The 15,856-nt window shown below is 43.6% G+C and carries 13 protein-coding genes; 9 read left to right on the top strand and 4 right to left on the bottom strand.

Annotation, left to right across the window (positions count from 1 at the left end; translation table 11 throughout):
• The first annotated feature begins 2 nt into the window (after positions 1 to 2).
• Both xerD and tig read left to right on the top strand, forming a co-directional pair.
• Positions 3 to 896 (top strand): site-specific tyrosine recombinase XerD, encoded by an 894-nt coding sequence (xerD, locus tag HMPREF9065_RS02185; protein WP_021616673.1) that lies wholly within the window; start codon positions 3 to 5, stop codon positions 894 to 896.
• A gap of 164 nt (positions 897 to 1,060) precedes the next feature.
• The gene (gene tig / locus HMPREF9065_RS02190) at positions 1,061 to 2,359 is read left to right on the top strand and encodes a trigger factor (RefSeq protein ID WP_021616672.1); all 1,299 of its coding nucleotides are present in this window, start codon (positions 1,061 to 1,063) and stop codon (positions 2,357 to 2,359) included.
• Positions 2,360 to 2,481: 122 nt separating this feature from the next.
• Here tig and HMPREF9065_RS02195 read toward each other — a convergent pair whose 3' ends face one another.
• Positions 2,482 to 3,177, bottom strand: a complete 696-nt coding sequence (locus HMPREF9065_RS02195) for a class I SAM-dependent methyltransferase (RefSeq protein WP_033002678.1) — start codon at positions 3,175 to 3,177, stop codon at positions 2,482 to 2,484.
• Positions 3,178 to 3,197: 20 nt separating this feature from the next.
• On the opposite strand from HMPREF9065_RS02195, the gene gloB reads away from it, so the two are divergent.
• The 3 genes from gloB to HMPREF9065_RS02210 all read left to right on the top strand — a co-directional run bounded on the left by gloB (position 3,198) and on the right by HMPREF9065_RS02210 (position 6,677).
• A complete protein-coding gene (gloB, locus tag HMPREF9065_RS02200; RefSeq protein ID WP_021616670.1) occupies positions 3,198 to 3,899 on the top strand; it encodes a hydroxyacylglutathione hydrolase in 702 nt (233 codons plus the stop codon).
• Between the two features lie 187 nt (positions 3,900 to 4,086).
• A complete protein-coding gene (gene hemA / locus HMPREF9065_RS02205; RefSeq protein ID WP_021616669.1) occupies positions 4,087 to 5,391 on the top strand; it encodes a glutamyl-tRNA reductase in 1,305 nt (434 codons plus the stop codon).
• Between the two features lie 62 nt (positions 5,392 to 5,453).
• Positions 5,454 to 6,677, top strand: coding sequence for an ROK family protein (locus tag HMPREF9065_RS02210; protein ID WP_021616668.1), 1,224 nt, complete (start codon positions 5,454 to 5,456; stop codon positions 6,675 to 6,677).
• A 167-nt stretch (positions 6,678 to 6,844) separates the two neighbouring features.
• On the opposite strand, the gene HMPREF9065_RS02215 is transcribed toward HMPREF9065_RS02210, so the two are convergent.
• The 3 genes from HMPREF9065_RS02215 to mazG form a co-directional block, all read right to left on the bottom strand.
• Positions 6,845 to 7,843 (bottom strand): iron ABC transporter substrate-binding protein, encoded by a 999-nt coding sequence (locus tag HMPREF9065_RS02215; protein ID WP_021616667.1) that lies wholly within the window; start codon positions 7,841 to 7,843, stop codon positions 6,845 to 6,847.
• Positions 7,844 to 7,972: 129 nt separating this feature from the next.
• Positions 7,973 to 9,013 carry a lipopolysaccharide heptosyltransferase II gene (gene waaF / locus HMPREF9065_RS02220; RefSeq protein ID WP_021616666.1) on the bottom strand — a complete coding sequence of 347 codons (1,041 nt, stop codon included), beginning with the start codon at positions 9,011 to 9,013 and terminating at the stop codon, positions 7,973 to 7,975.
• A 44-nt stretch (positions 9,014 to 9,057) separates the two neighbouring features.
• Entirely contained in the window at positions 9,058 to 9,852 is a 795-nt protein-coding gene (gene mazG, locus HMPREF9065_RS02225) for a nucleoside triphosphate pyrophosphohydrolase (RefSeq protein ID WP_021616665.1), read from the bottom strand.
• Between the two features lie 291 nt (positions 9,853 to 10,143).
• Here mazG and folE point away from each other — a divergent pair, with 291 nt between their 5' ends.
• The 4 genes from folE (at position 10,144) to HMPREF9065_RS02240 (ending at position 15,804) form a co-directional block, all read left to right on the top strand.
• Entirely contained in the window at positions 10,144 to 10,800 is a 657-nt protein-coding gene (gene folE, locus HMPREF9065_RS02230; protein WP_021616663.1) for a GTP cyclohydrolase I FolE, read from the top strand.
• Positions 10,801 to 10,957: 157 nt separating this feature from the next.
• Positions 10,958 to 11,707 (top strand): DeoR/GlpR family DNA-binding transcription regulator, encoded by a 750-nt coding sequence (locus HMPREF9065_RS02235; protein ID WP_033002676.1) that lies wholly within the window; start codon positions 10,958 to 10,960, stop codon positions 11,705 to 11,707.
• Positions 11,708 to 11,929: 222 nt separating this feature from the next.
• Complete coding sequence (locus HMPREF9065_RS0109550; protein ID WP_021616661.1) at positions 11,930 to 13,300, top strand: substrate-binding domain-containing protein; 1,371 nt, start codon at positions 11,930 to 11,932, stop codon at positions 13,298 to 13,300.
• A 239-nt stretch (positions 13,301 to 13,539) separates the two neighbouring features.
• Positions 13,540 to 15,804 (top strand): NADP-dependent malic enzyme, encoded by a 2,265-nt coding sequence (locus tag HMPREF9065_RS02240; protein ID WP_021616659.1) that lies wholly within the window; start codon positions 13,540 to 13,542, stop codon positions 15,802 to 15,804.
• Positions 15,805 to 15,856 lie beyond the last annotated feature (52 nt).

Raw genomic sequence — 15,856 nt, 5'->3', positions numbered from 1 at the left:
ACATGAATGATCTTACTTTGCTCGATTTATTTTTGAATGAATTATGGATAGGCAAAGGCTTGTCGCCCAATACCGTGCAATCTTATCGCTTAGATCTCACCGCACTTTGTGATTGGCTTAGTGAGCGCAAGTTGTCGTTGCTCGGCTTGGATTCGGTCGATCTTCAAACTTTTCTCGGTGAGCGGGTAGAGCAAGGGTATAAAGCCACCAGTACGGCGCGATTATTGAGTGCTATTCGAAAGCTTTTCCAATATTTGTATCAAGAAAAATACCGCACCGATGATCCCAGTGCGGTGCTGAGTTCGCCTAAATTACCCAGCCGTTTACCGAAGTATTTAACCGAACAACAAGTCACGGATTTGTTGAATGTGCAACGTTTGGAGCAGCCGATTGAGCTACGCGATAAAGCGATGTTGGAGCTGTTGTATGCTACGGGGTTGCGGGTGACGGAATTAGTTTCATTACATACCGATAGCATCAATTTAAATCAAGGCGTCGTGCGGGTCATCGGTAAAGGGAATAAAGAGCGTATTGTGCCGATGGGAGAGGAGGCAACCCATTGGGTGAAGCAATTTATGCTGTTTGCCCGTCCGATTTTATTGGATGGACAAAGTTCCGACGTGCTATTTCCTAGCCGTCGCGGTACGCAAATGACACGGCAGACTTTTTGGCATCGGGTTAAACATTATGCGGCGTTGGCGGAAATTGATAGCGATATGTTGTCACCTCACGTTTTGCGCCATGCCTTTGCTACGCATTTGGTGAATCACGGGGCGGATTTGCGTGTAGTGCAAATGTTATTAGGACATAGCGATTTATCCACGACACAAATTTATACACACGTAGCAAAAGAGCGCTTGAAACGGTTACACGAACGCTATCATCCGCGTGGTTAATTTTGCATAGATAAATCGAGTGTTTTTTAATCGATTATACGCTTTTATCGTGCATTTCCTCGACGGAAAGCCTTTGTCTCGTTATAATTCATTGTCTTATTTTCTATTAATAACGTGTTCGGTGTGAGCATTCGCCGAGTGCATCAATTTGAGGTAACATCATAATGTCATTAAATATTGAAACGACTCAAGGTTTAGAGCGTCGTGTAACCATCACCGTTCCGGCTGAAACTGTTGTTCAGGCTATCCGCGAAGAATTAAAACGCGTTGCTAAAAATGCGCGTATTGACGGCTTCCGTAAAGGTAAAGTCCCGCCACACATCATTGAAAAACGTTTCGGCGCTTCTGTTCGTCAAGATATTTTAGGCGATTTATTACAAAACCATTTCTTCCAAGCAGTTATCGAAAATAAAATCAATCTCGCAGGTCGCCCAAGTTTCACCGTTGAACAATTTGAAGACGGTAAAGACTTAAAATTTAGCGCCACTTTTGAAGTGTATCCTGAAGTTGAATTAAAAGGTTTGGAAAATATCAAAGTAGAAAAACCGGTTGTTGAAATCTCTGAAGCCGATATTGACAAGATGGTTGAAGTGCTACGCAAACAACAAGCTACTTGGACTGAAAGCCAAGACGCAGCGAAAGCAGAAGATCGCGTAACGATTGACTTCGTGGGTTCTGTTGACGGCGAGGAGTTTGAAGGCGGTAAAGCCGAAGACTTCGTTTTATTCATGGGTCAAGGTCGTATGATCCCAGGCTTTGAAGAGGGTATCGTTGGCCACAAAGCCGGTGAAAAATTCACTATTGATGTCACTTTCCCGGCAGAATATCACGCTGAAAACTTAAAAGGTAAAGCAGCGAAATTTGACATTACGTTGAAGAAAGTTGAAGTGATGGTATTACAGGAATTAACCGATGAGTTCGTTGCAAAATTTGGTCCGAACACAAAATCTGTTGCAGATTTACGCAATGAAATTCGTAAAAACATGCAACGTGAGTTGAAAAATGCGTTAGTGACTCGTGTGAAAACTCAAGTGATTGATGGTTTAGTAGAGCAAAATCAAATTGATGTACCAAGTTCTGCGGTTGAACAAGAAATTGAGGTATTACGTCAACAAGCGGCACAACGCTTTGGCGGTAATGCACAACAAGCTGCACAATTACCACGTGAATTGTTTGAAGAACAAGCTAAACGTCGTGTGTTAGTAGGCTTATTACTTTCCCAAGTGATTGCTTCAAATGAATTAAAAGCAGATGAAGAACGTGTGAAAGCCATGATTGAGGATATTGCATCGGCTTACGAACAACCGGCAGACGTGGTTGAATACTACAGCAAAAACAACGAATTAATGAATAACATTCGTAACGTCGTATTAGAAGAACAAGCTGTTGAGGCGGTGTTAGCGAAAGCGCAAGTCACTGAAAAAGCGGCAACCTTCGATGAGATCATGAATCCACAAGCTTAATGATTTTCCGCAAAGTGCGGTCAATTTTTTAAGTCTTTTCGCCAAGAAGGAAATTTTCCTACGGCATAATTTAAACGGTCAGAAATGAATGTATTTCTGACCGTTATTTTTTTCTTCAAAGACTAAAGATCTTCGGCTTGTTTCAACGCTTCTGCCGGTTGTAAAAACGCTGGGATTTTTGACCGCACTTTTTGTGGATTAAGTGTCAGCGGGTAGGTGCGTTTTTGCGCCACGATAACCGTCAACGGGGCAAACCAACCGGCGGTTTGATGGGAGAGCGCCAAATTCCGCTGTTCCAAAATATCAAAGTTGAGTAATTCCAACCAATCAATGATCCGCCAAATGCAATAATGACGCGCAGGGAAGTCACCTGTTTTTAATTTAAAAAAGAGGCCATTAAGCGGATTAAACACACTGAGGAACAGGTAACCGTCATCGGTGAGCACGCGGTGGGTTTCGCGCAATACTTGATGGGGATCTTGGACAAAATTCAGCGTGTTGGCCAACACGCAAGCATCCAACTGCTGTTGAATAAAGGGGAGTTCGGTGAACTTGGCTTGTACAACAGAATGATGATCGTCTAAAAGTGCGGTCAAATTTTCCGTTATTTTTTCGCTGAGGCTAATTTGGTGGCGCAAGGGCAAATTACATTGAATTTCTGCGCTAAGTCCGCCAATTTTCAGAATCTGATAACCACAAATTTTTGTAAACCAAGGGGCAAAATACGCATTTAATGCGTTACAATAAGCGCGCCCATTTGGCAGTTGTTGCCAACCGGTGGGCATCGCCAGTGACTTTTCATATTTAGCACGCCACATCATGGTAACTCCGAGGTTCTATGTTAATTCCGATTCCTGCGTTAAACGATAATTATATTTGGCTTTATGCACGGGAAAATTTACCGTTGCTCATTGTTGATTTGCCCGAAACCGACAAGCTGTTTCACTTATTGGAAGAACAACATTTTTCCGTTGAGGCATTGTTGCTTACGCACAACCATGCGGATCACACAAACGGTGTTACGGCGTTTAAACAACGTTTCCCGCAAGTGCCGATTTATGGTCCGGCAGAGTGCGCTGAACATGGACTGACGCAGGTAGTGAATGAAGGCGACCTTATCACCGAACATTATCGAATTCAAGTATTGCCTAGCGGCGGGCATACGGAGCAGCATGTGAGTTATTCGGTGGATGGGCATTTGTTTTGTGGTGATGCGTTATTTTCCGCCGGTTGCGGACGGGTGTTTACCGGTGATTACGCGCAAATGTTCGCTACCATGCAGCGTTTTGCGGCGTTGCCTGATGACACCATTGTTTGCCCGGGGCATGAATATACGTTAAGCAATTTAGCGTTTGTGCAAAACGTTTGGGCAAACAAAAGTGCGGTGGAAAATCATCGCGTTCGGGTGACGCAGTTACGGGCTGAAAATAAACCAAGCCTACCCACCACGATAGGCTTGGAAAAACACATTAATCCGTTTTTAACGGCAACCAACTTGGCGCAATTCACGCAATTACGCCAAGCAAAAGATACGTTTTAGAAATTTGATACTTCGCAATAAAATTGCAGATTAATGGCTTTTTTCTTGCGCTAATTTGCCCAAGTAGGGGCAATTCAGCTAGAATATAGCCCGTTTTTATGTCTATTTTTTCTATTTTAGTGGGATAAATGTTGCCGTATTTGTTGTGTCAACATCATAAAGTGCGGTGATTTTTCATGTATTTTTTATGACGATTTTAGTTCTTGGTATTAATCACAAAACCGCCTCTGTTGCCTTACGGGAAAAAGTTGCTTTTTCTGACGAAAAACGTGCTTTTGCTTTGCGCCATATTCGGCAAATTGAATTAGCCGAAAGTGCGGTGATTTTATCCACTTGTAACCGAACTGAAGTTTATCTGCACAATAAAACCGTCCCGCCACAAGAAACGCAACATTGGATTCGCCAAGCCATACAATGGTTTGCCGAAATTCATCAACTGGACTTAGCCGAGCTTCAGCGTTGCCTTTACACTTATGAAAACCTGCCGGCCGTCAATCATTTGATGGAAGTGGCTTGTGGTTTGGATTCATTGATTTTAGGCGAGCCACAAATTTTGGGACAGGTGAAGCAAGCTTATCAAATGAGCGAGCAACACTACCAACAAGAACAGCAAGCCATTTCCGGTGAGTTATCCCGTTTATTTCAAAAAACATTTTCCACGGCAAAACGCGTGCGTACAGAAACCAATATTGGTGAAAGTGCGGTATCTGTGGCATACGCTGCTTGCAGTTTAGCGCGCCAAATTTTTGAATCGCTGAGCGAATTAACCATTTTATTAGTGGGCGCAGGGGAAACTATTGAATTGGTGTGCCGTCATTTATTGCGCCATGGCGTAAAAAACATGGTGATTTCCAACCGCACTTTAGCCCGCGCAGAAACCCTCGTGGAGAAATTGGATTCCACGGCAAATATTCAAATCCTGCCGCTAGAACAATTACAGCAAGGTTTAAATCAAGCGGATATTGTGATTAGCTCTACCGGTAGCCCGCATATTCTGATGAGCCGCAACATGGTTGAAAAGGCGCAAATCATGCGTCGCTATCGTCCGATGTTGTTGGTGGATATTGCTGTGCCGCGTGACATTGAAGAAAGTGCGGCGGAATTAGACAGTGTTTATCATTATACGGTGGATGATTTACAAAATATCATTCAACATAATTTAAGCCAGCGGGAACAAGCCTCTGAGCAGGCAAAGGAAATTATTCAGGCAGAATGTGCGGATTTCTTTGCATGGTTGAAAGTCCATCAATTTTCTAATTTGATTCGTCGCTATCGGGAAGAGGCGGAGTTGACTCGCCAAGATTTACTGGAAAAAGCGATCGCTTCCTTACAACAAGGCGAAGAGGCAGAACAAGTGCTACAAGAATTAAGTTATAAATTAATGAATAAATTAATTCATGCGCCAACAAAAGCCATGCAAACCATGGTAAAAAACGGTAATGCAGTGGGGCTGCAAACCTTTTCCAAAGCCTTGGGAATGGACGATGAATAGTCGTTCCAAAGGTATTTAAATGCCGTTTAACATCACTCAACTTACTTTTGCGGGAGAAAAAAATGCGAGAAAGTCCTCAAATCGCGAACGTTGATTTAGTGAAACAAATGAATAGCGCAGTGGTGTATAAGCTTATCGATCAGAAAGGCCCGATTTCCCGTATTCAAATTTCTGAAATGAGCCAACTAGCTCCGGCCAGTGTGACTAAAATTACCCGCCATTTACTTGCTCGCGGTTTAATTAAAGAGGTAGAACAACAAGAATCGACCGGTGGGCGTCGGGCAACCTCGATTGTGGCAGAGCATAAACATTTTCGTGCGATTTTAGTGGGTATCGGGCGGGAACATTTAACCTTAGCCATTATGGATTTATCCGCTAAATTAGTGAATAAATCCGTCTTTACGCTTGAGAATTACCCAACGCCACAAGCATTTGAACAGTTTTTATTTCAACGCTTGGATGAATTTATTCAAGAAAACCAAAAACGTGGCAGTGAATTTATTGCGATTGGTATCACGGTTCCCGGCTTTGTGGATACGAAAAGCAACATGATTGAACAGGTTCCGCACTTTGAATTAACTACGCCTTGGGACTTGGCAAATCACGTTGCCGAACGTTTCAATTTACCTACCTATATCGGACATGATGTGCGTAGTTTAGCCCTTGCGGAGCACTATTTTGGTGTAACCAAAGATTGTTACGATTCGTTGCTATTGCGTATTCATCGCGGTGTTGGTGCGGGAATTGTGATTAATCACGAACTCTTTTCCGGCTATAAAAAGAATGTGGGCGAAATTGGGCATATTCAGGTGGATCCGTTAGGAAAACGTTGTATGTGCGGCAATGTGGGCTGCTTGGAAACGGTGGTCAGCAACTCGGCGATTGAAAATAAAATGTCGGAGTTATTGGAAGACGGTTACCAAAGTAAATGGCTTTCTTTGGAAGCTCATGACATTGAAGCTATTTGTAAAGCCAGCAATAAGCAAGATGCGGTGGCCACAGAACTCATCGAACACGTTGGTACGCAAATCGGGCGTGTGTTGGCGATGAGCGTAAATATGTTTAACCCGGAAAAAATCGTGATTTCCGGTGAAATTACGCAGGCGAAAAATGTCTTATTTGCGGCTATTCGTCGTACTTTGGAAAGCCATGCCTTACCGGCATTTGTCCAAAATACGCCATTAGTCGCATCAGAGCTTAGCAATGAAGATGTGATAGGGGCTTTCGCCTTAGTGAAACGTGCATTGTTTGACGGCAGTTTATTGCGCCGTTTAATTGAAGAATAAGGGCTCTCATTCCAACAGCACAAACGCGTAATATGCGTTACCTGTTGAGAATCACATTCCCTGTATCAGTTGGATTCTCCGGCTTGTCAAAAACAGAGAGCAAAATGACCGCACTTTTGTGCGTGAACTCACGGCATCTCTTCGCATGAGATGCCGTGATAACAAGCTTATTTCAAACCGGCTTGTTCAATTAATTTGTTCGCGTTTTCTTTATCTTTCGCCGTTGTCGCACTCACTTCAGGTGCTTCTAATTTTGCGTAAGGATCCATATTAAACGGCGAAACCACATCAGTGCGCAATGGGTATTCTGCGCGAGCAGCCACAAGCGCTTCTTGGCCTTTTTTGCTGGCTAAGAATTCGACGAATTTTTTCGCTTCTTCTTTATTTTTGGAGCCTTTTAACACCGCTGCACCAGAGTAAGTCACTAATGCGCCCGGGTCTTGGTGGCGAATGAAGTATAAACGGGAGTTTAATTTATCTTCGCCTTTTTCTTTTGCCAACGCATACCAATAATAGTTGTTAATTAACGCTGCCGGCACTTCACCATTTTCAACGGCTTGTAATGCCACGCTATTTTTCGCGTAAAGTTTGCCGTTTTCTTTCAAGCCTTTTAGCCAGTTTAACGCCACTTGTTCGCCTTTTAATTTGGTAATAGCAATGACTTGTTCTAAGAATGCACCGGAAGTCGGCACATAACCGATCTTATCTTTCCATTTTGGTGTCGCGTAATCTAACACGGATTTTTCCATGTCTTTTTCAGAAAGTTTGTTCTTATCATAAACCACCACGCGAGAACGACCACTTAAGGCAATCCAGTCCTTTTTCGGTGCAACCGGCACGCCTTTATGTTGTGTTTGTTTGATGGTGTCAGCAGAAAGCGGCTCAAGCAAACCGGCTTCAGATAACATCGCAAATGGCGCGGTTTGTTCAGAATAGAATACATCTGCCGGGGTTTTGTCGCCCTCTTCTTTTAATTGGCCGGCAAGTTGTTCACTTTTGGCACTGTTTAACGTGACTTTAATGCCGGTTTCTTTGGTAAATGCTTCAGTAACCGCTTTGGCGGCTTCTTTGTGTTGACCGTTATAAACCGTGATATCGGCTGCTGCAATGCCGGAGAAGGCAATTGCCGCAGCGAGGGTGGCAAGTTGGAAATGACGAATCTTCATAAAAAACTCCTTTTATAATTTCAGATAAATGATAGGTTCTGCACAAGGTTAAATTGTGCATGAACGAAGCCATTCTAGGAGATTGAAAATAAAATGCAAATAGTTCTCAGTTATTAATCAAAACAACGATTATGCTTGTAAAGAACGTACCGCCTCCATCACATCTTGTGGAGAAAGATCAATCAGACTTTGATGATAACCTTCCGCGCTATCCGTGCTTTTACGTACTTTAAGCAAGCCGCCTTCTATTTTCCGCAGAATAATGGCTTTGTCGGAAAGCGGTGGCGTATAGGTCGGACTGGTCGGACCGTAAAGGGCAACCAGCGGGCGTGAGGTTGCCGCCGCAATATGCATTAATCCGCTGTCATTACTCACAATCACGGCGCAATGAGCAATCAGATCGACTGCTTGATCCAAGCTGGTCTGTCCGGCTAAATTCACACAGAACGGCTGTAACGCCTCCGGCAATGTATTGCGAATCTGCTCACCTACCTCCACATCTTTTGCCGAGCCGAATAACACAATGGCATAGCCCTGTTCAATTAACATTTCAGCCAGTTTTGCATAGTGATAATGCGGCCAACGTTTTGCCGGGCCAAATTCTGCGCCGGGACAAAATCCAATCAACGGGCGCGTGCCTAAAAGTGCGGTTTGTTTTTCAAATTGTTTTAAAGTGGCGGCTTGCTGTTGTGGATTTACCGTTAATTTCGGCGCTAAGATCGGTATTTCGGTTGCAGAGGGAACCGCATTGCGCTCAAACGCAAGCGCAACATAACGTTGCACCATCATGGGATAACGTTGTTTATGATGACGTAAATCATTGAGCAGAAAATAACGGGATTCACCTTTCCATCCCCGACGATGCTTAATCTGTGCAAACAGCGGAATCAGCGCGGACTTTAATGAATTGGGTAAAACAATCGCCATATCATAACGCTGGCGTAAGGCTTTGCCTAAACGATAACGTTCACATAACGCAAACTTACCGTGTCCCAGTGGCATTTCGATTGCTTGGCGAACTTCCGGCATACGCGCCAGCAAAGGTTTACACCAATTCGGCGCCATGACATCAATGTGGCATTGAGGGTATTGAAGACATAATTGTTGATACAAACTGTGCGACATCACCATGTCGCCCACCCAAGACGGGCCAATAATCAGGATATTCATATAATAAAGATAAACGTCAAATTAATCGTAAAGTGCGGTGGATTTTAACGGTGTTTTTCTTCCCGTTTCACATCATCCCACAATCTATCCATTTCCTCTAATGAAGCTTCCGCCAACGTCCGATTTTGCGCGCCAAGCTTGGCCTCAACACGGCGGAAGCGCTGCTCAAATTTTTGATTGGCTTTACGCAAACTTTCTTCTGCCGAGCATTTCAAGTGTCGGCTGAGGTTCACCGTGGCAAAAAAGAGATCACCGATTTCTTCTTCAATTTTTGCCGGATCTTGTGGAGAACGTGCGATTTCTTGTTTGACTTCCTGCAATTCTTCTTCCACTTTAGCAAAAACAGGGGAAACGTCCGTCCAGTCAAACCCAACTTTGCTACAACGTTTTTGTAATTTTTCTGCACGCATCAAGGCAGGAAATGCGTGCGGAATATTATCCAATAAGGACGTATGCCCTTGATGTTGATGTTCCAAGGCTTTCATCGCATTCCAATTTTGTAAGGCTTCTTCTTCGTTGTTGGCTTGTGTGTTGCCGAAAACATGAGGATGGCGCCGTACAATTTTTTCCGCCACAGCTTGCACAACCTCATCAAAGGTAAAGTGATGATCTTCTGTCGCCAATTGACTAAGAAAGACCACTTGCAATAACAAGTCACCCAGTTCTTCTTTTAGATTTTCTGTATTATGTTGCTCAATGGCTTCAATCACTTCGTAAGTTTCTTCTTTGAGGCAAGCAATCATTGAGGTGTAATTTTGTTTAATATCCCACGGACAACCGTTCACCGGATCCCGTAGCCGAGCGATTAATTGTACAAAATCATGAATGGAATAACGCATAGCGGCTCACTTTTCATTAAATAGCGAATTTATTTTAGGCTCAACCGATTAAATCAGCTGTTACCTGCATTGAGAGAAACCATCATATCACGGTGCGACAATGGGCGTGATAAAATTTGTGAGTTGTAAATCTAGGTGTTTTTATCAACATCACGCTGAATACGGCTTAGTCAAACAGCCCCTCACCGAGAGAGATTTTCATCCTCCGCTAAAATTATTCTCATTTTATTATTATCGGAGAGTTTGTTAGAATGCCGCATTATTTTGACCGGCCTTAATTGAGAGTAGTAAATGAATCACATTTCACCTGAAGCAGCGAAAGTGCGTGAGGCGCTGCGTCAGAAAGGAATCGAAACCCCCATGATTGTGTTGGACGAAAGCAAAGATGAACGTCGCACACACATTGAACAACATATGCGTGAAGTGTTGCGTTTAATCGGTTTGGATTTACGTGACGATAGCATCGAAGAAACCCCTGCCCGCCTTGCCAAAATGTTCGTTGATGAAATTTTCAGTGGTTTGGATTATGCCAACTTTCCAAAAATCACTAATATCGCCAATCGTATGAAAGTCAGCGAAATGGTATTAGTCAATGATGTGACGTTAACCAGCACCTGTGAGCATCATTTCGTGACCATTGATGGCATGGTATCCGTGGCGTATTACCCGAAAAAATGGGTCATCGGGTTATCAAAAATTAATCGTGTTGTGGCATTTTTTGCTCAACGTCCGCAAGTACAGGAACGCTTAACGGAGCAAATTTTATTGGCATTTCAAACGATCTTAGAAACGGAAGATGTCGCCGTCTATGTCAAAGCAACGCATTTTTGTGTGAAATGTCGCGGCATTAAAGATGCTAACAGCTATACGGTAACATCAGCTTTCGGCGGCGTGTTCTTGGAAGATCGTGAAACCCGAAAAGAATTTTTGAGTTTAATTAATAAGTAATCCCATCAAATGTCTCCAAAAGAATGCTTTTATGGCATTCTTTTTTTTTAGATTTCATGGCTAAAAGTGCGGTCACTTTCTTCGTTATTTTTACTTTTGCAATAATTTAAAAGTGCCTATAATGCAAACACCCTATTTGCCCGATTGGACTTTTATGATGCAAAAAAGAGATCAATTAATTCTGCAATATGTCAATCAAAAAGGGAAAGTCAGTGTGGTGGAACTCTCGGAAATGCTTTCCGTTGCCGTAGAAACCATTCGCCGTGATTTAACCGCACTGGAAAATAAAGGATTATTACATCGCATTCACGGTGCTGCCGTGACTTGCAAAACGAATGACTTAGGCAGTTCATTTCAATATCGGCAGAAAAACAACGCCGATGCCAAAAAAGCCATCGCACAAAATGCCCTTGAATATCTTTTTGAGGGTGCGATTGTCGGATTAGATGCCAGTTCCACCAGCTGGCATTTTGCGCAAATGTTGCCCGATATTCCTTGCACGGTAGTGACAAATTCCATGCACAATATTACGGCGTTAACGAACAAAAGCAACATCACCACCATCGCAACCGGCGGCATGTATTCCGTGAAATACGATGCCTTTTATGGGCCGTTGTCGGAACAACTTTTAAAACGGCTACACATCGATTTCGGTATATTCTCCTGCAATGGCATTGATAATGAAGGCAATATTTGGGAGTCGAATGAACTCAATGCCTCGGTTAAACGAAAAATGATGGATGCCTGCGACAAGAGGTTTTTATTAGCGGACGCCTCTAAACTGCAACGCAAGAATCTGATTAAACTCGCCGAACTGGCGCAAATCGATATCTTATTTATTGATCAATTTCCTTCCGAAGACTTGCAACGTTATTGCCAAGAACATAACGTGCTGATTACCGTTTAATTTTTTCTGAAAAATGACCGTTTTGCCCGTTTTAGAGATAAAAATAGCAATTCGGTCATTTTTACCCTGATAAATTGCCCGTTCTTTTGTGATCCTATTCACGCTTTTCACACAAAATTTCAGAAACGGTAGGCGAATCTCTTTTTTTCATGAAAAATAAAGCTAAGCAAGATTTAGTCACATCGCTGTACTTTATTTTTAATTCACTAAAGAGGTTAAAAAATGAGTCAATTCAAATCTATTCCAGTCAAAATCGGTATTCGCCCAACCATTGATGGTCGTCGTTTGGGCGTGCGTGAATCCCTTGAAGATCAAACCATGCGTATGGCGAAATCGGTCGCAGAATTATTACAAAGTCATATTCGTCATACCGATGGCACTTTCGTAGAATGCGTGATTGCAGACACCTGTATTGGCGGTGTGGCAGAAGCAGCCGCCTGTGCAGAAAAATTCAAACTCAATAATGTAGGGTTAACCATTACTGTTACGCCTTGTTGGTGCTATGGTTCTGAAACCATTGATATGGATCCGCACATGCCAAAAGCCATTTGGGGCTTTAACGGCACCGAACGCCCAGGCGCAGTTTATCTTGCCGCTGCCCTTGCCGGCCATTCTCAATTAGGCTTACCGGCGTTCTCCATCTACGGCACTGAAGTGCAAGAAGCAAACGACACCCGCATTCCTGCCGATGTAAAAGAAAAATTGTTACGCTTCGCGCGTGCCGGTCTTGCTGTTGCGACCATTCGTGGCAAATCCTATTTATCTATCGGGTCTGTTTCCATGGGGATCGCCGGTTCTATCGTCAATCAACAATTCTTCCAAGAATACCTCGGCATGCGTAACGAATATGTGGACATGACCGAAATCAAACGCCGCTTGGATCGCAAAATTTACGATCAGGAAGAAGTGGATTTAGCGCTTTCTTGGGTGAAACAATATTGCAAAGACGGAATTGACGTCAACAGCCCGGAAAATCAACGCTCACCGGAAGAACGCGCCGAACTTTGGGAAAATGTGGTGAAAATGACCATTATCGCCCGTGACTTGATGGTGGGAAATCCGAAATTGGCGAAATTAAACTTTGGCGAAGAAGCACTTGGTCACAACGCGATTGCTGCCGGTTTCCAAGGTCAACGCCATTGGACCGACCATTTACCGAATGGTGGATTTATGGATGAAGTGAAAAAACAACATGACATCAAATTGATGGAACCGCTTTATTCTCAATCCGACATGGTTACAGCATTAAATCAAACCATTGATGTCCTGACTTCCAATCCGGATTTAACTGCAATTTTTGGTGCAAACGAACCCACTGCGGTAGGGATGGCACGCGCCATTAAAGAACGTGGATTTGCCGGAAAATTAGTCGCTGTTGGTTTTGATGGAAACCAAGATCTACAAAATTTCGTCCGTGACGGCACCTTGGAAGGCATTGTTGTGCAATCTTCCTACCAAATGGGTTATAAAGGCGTCAATACGATCAATAAAATTATCAAAGGCGAAAAAGTAGATAAATTCATTGATACCGGTGTTGTTTTTGTCACCAAAGACAATATTGATTCAGAAGAAGCAAAAGCCGTGCTTTACTAAGCGTTAAACTGCCGACCGCACTTGAAGAAAGTGCGGTCAATTTTTTTCGTAAAAAAGAACAGAAAAAGTCACCGCACTTTACTGCACCTCACTGACCGAAAGACATTATCGCGCCTGACAACAGTTTCATGGTGCGTAAAAATTGTTAAGAATGTGTGAAATATCACAGAATTCTCTTCCATTTTCATTATAATAAAACGAACTTGTTCCAACGCATTTATTCAAAAGAGGATATTTTTATGGATGAACAACTTAAAAAAGCGGCATTAGATTTTCACGAATTCCCGATTCCGGGAAAAATTGAAGTGACGCCCACCAAATCGCTTGCAACCCAACGCGACTTAGCGCTTGCGTATTCTCCGGGGGTAGCGGCACCTTGTTTGGCCATTCAAGCAGATCCGGCAGATTCTTATAAATATACTTCTCGTGGCAACTTAGTGGCGGTGATTTCAAACGGTACGGCGGTGCTCGGTTTAGGCAATATCGGGGCGTTAGCAGGTAAACCGGTGATGGAAGGGAAAGGCGTATTGTTTAAAAAATTCGCCGGCGTCAACGTCTTCGACATTGAAGTGAATGAACACGACCCAGATAAGCTCATCGATATTATTGCGTCTCTTGAACCCACCTTCGGCGGCATTAACTTGGAAGATATTAAAGCACCGGAGTGTTTTTATATTGAACGTAAATTGCGTGAAAGAATGAAAATCCCGGTCTTCCACGATGACCAACACGGCACAGCCATTATTTCTGCTGCGGCGGTACTCAACGGTTTACGCATCGTCAATAAAAAAATTGAAAATGTAAAACTGGTGGCTTCCGGCGCCGGTGCGGCATCGATTGCGTGCTTAAACTTATTAGTTTCCCTCGGTATGAAACGGGAAAATATCACCGTCTGCGACTCCAAAGGCGTGATCTATAAAAACCGTGATGATCGCATGGATGAAACCAAAAAGCTGTATGCGATTGACGATAACGGCAAGCGTACGTTAGCCGAAGTGATTCCGAATGCAGATATTTTCTTGGGTTGTTCTGCTGCCGGCGCATTAACACAAGACATGGTTAAAACCATGGCGGCACATCCGTTAATTTTGGCACTCGCCAACCCAGAACCGGAAATTTTACCGCCATTGGCAAAAGCCGTCCGTCCGGATGCCATTGTGTGCACCGGTCGTTCCGATTACCCGAACCAAGTCAACAACGTACTTTGCTTCCCGTTCATTTTCCGCGGGGCATTAGACGTCAGCGCTACCACCATCAATGAAGAAATGAAACTTGCCGCAGTGCGTGCCATTGCCGATTTAGCCTTGGCAGAGCAAAGCGATGTGGTGACATCCGCTTATGGTGATACCGAACTCACGTTTGGCCCGGAATACATTATTCCAAAACCATTCGATCCGCGTTTAATCGTGCGTATCGCACCTGCTGTGGCAAAAGCCGCGATGGATTCCGGTGTTGCAACCCGTCCAATTAAAGATTTTGATGCATACATCGAACAACTCACCCAGTTCGTTTATAAAACCAACTTGTTTATGAAACCGGTGTTTGCTCAAGCCAAACAAGACAAGAAACGTGTGCTATTAACCGACGGTGAAGAAACTCGAATTTTACATGCCGTGCAAGAAATCTCGACCTTAGGCATCGCTTATCCGATTTTACTCGGTCGCCCAAGCGTCATTGAACAACGCATTAAAAAACTCGGGTTACATATTCAGGCGGGGCGTGATTTTGAGTTAATTAACATCGAAAATGACGCACGTTATCAAGAATGTTGCAAAACTTACTATGACATGCTCAAACGTGCAGGCGTCACGCCGGATATTGCTAAACGGGAAATGTTTAATAACCCAACGGCTATCGGTGCCGTGTTGTTACATTTAGGTCATGCCGACGCCATGTTATGTGGTTTAGTGGGACATTATGCCGACCATTTAAAAACCCTCAAAAACGTTATTGGTTTGCAAGAAGGGGTACATACGGCGGCGACCGTTAACGGCTTAGTGCTACCGGCAGGCAACCTATTCCTTGCCGATACCTTCGTGAACAACGATCCGACAGCGGAAGAATTAGCAGAAATTACGCTCATGACAGCGAAAGAAGTCAGTCTATTTGGTATTGAGCCACAGATTGCCTTAATTTCACATTCTAATTACGGCAGCAACAATACCCCAAGTGCGGTCAAAATGCGTAACGTTTTACATTTAGTGAAAGAACGCGCACCGGAACTCACTATTGACGGCGAAATGCACTGTGACGTTGCCTTATCACAACAGCTCCGTGATGACGTGATGCCGGACAGCCCACTCAAAGGTGCGGCAAACGTGTTGGTAATGCCAAATATGGAAGCCGCACGTATCAGCCTAAATCTATTACAAGGTACGGCAACGCCGACAACCGTTGGACCTATCTTAATGGGTTTGAAAAAATCAGCGCATATTTTAACCTCAGTCGCGTCTGTTCGCCGTATTATTAATATGGTGGCAATCGCTGCGGTAAAAGCGCAATAACGCATACAAATTATGCCTAATAACAATCCGCACGTAAAACGTGCGGTTTTTA

It is taken from the genome of Aggregatibacter sp. oral taxon 458 str. W10330, assembly GCF_000466335.1.
In the GTDB taxonomy this organism is placed as follows: domain Bacteria; phylum Pseudomonadota; class Gammaproteobacteria; order Enterobacterales; family Pasteurellaceae; genus Aggregatibacter.
This window is presented reverse-complemented; position numbering and strand designations above follow the sequence as displayed.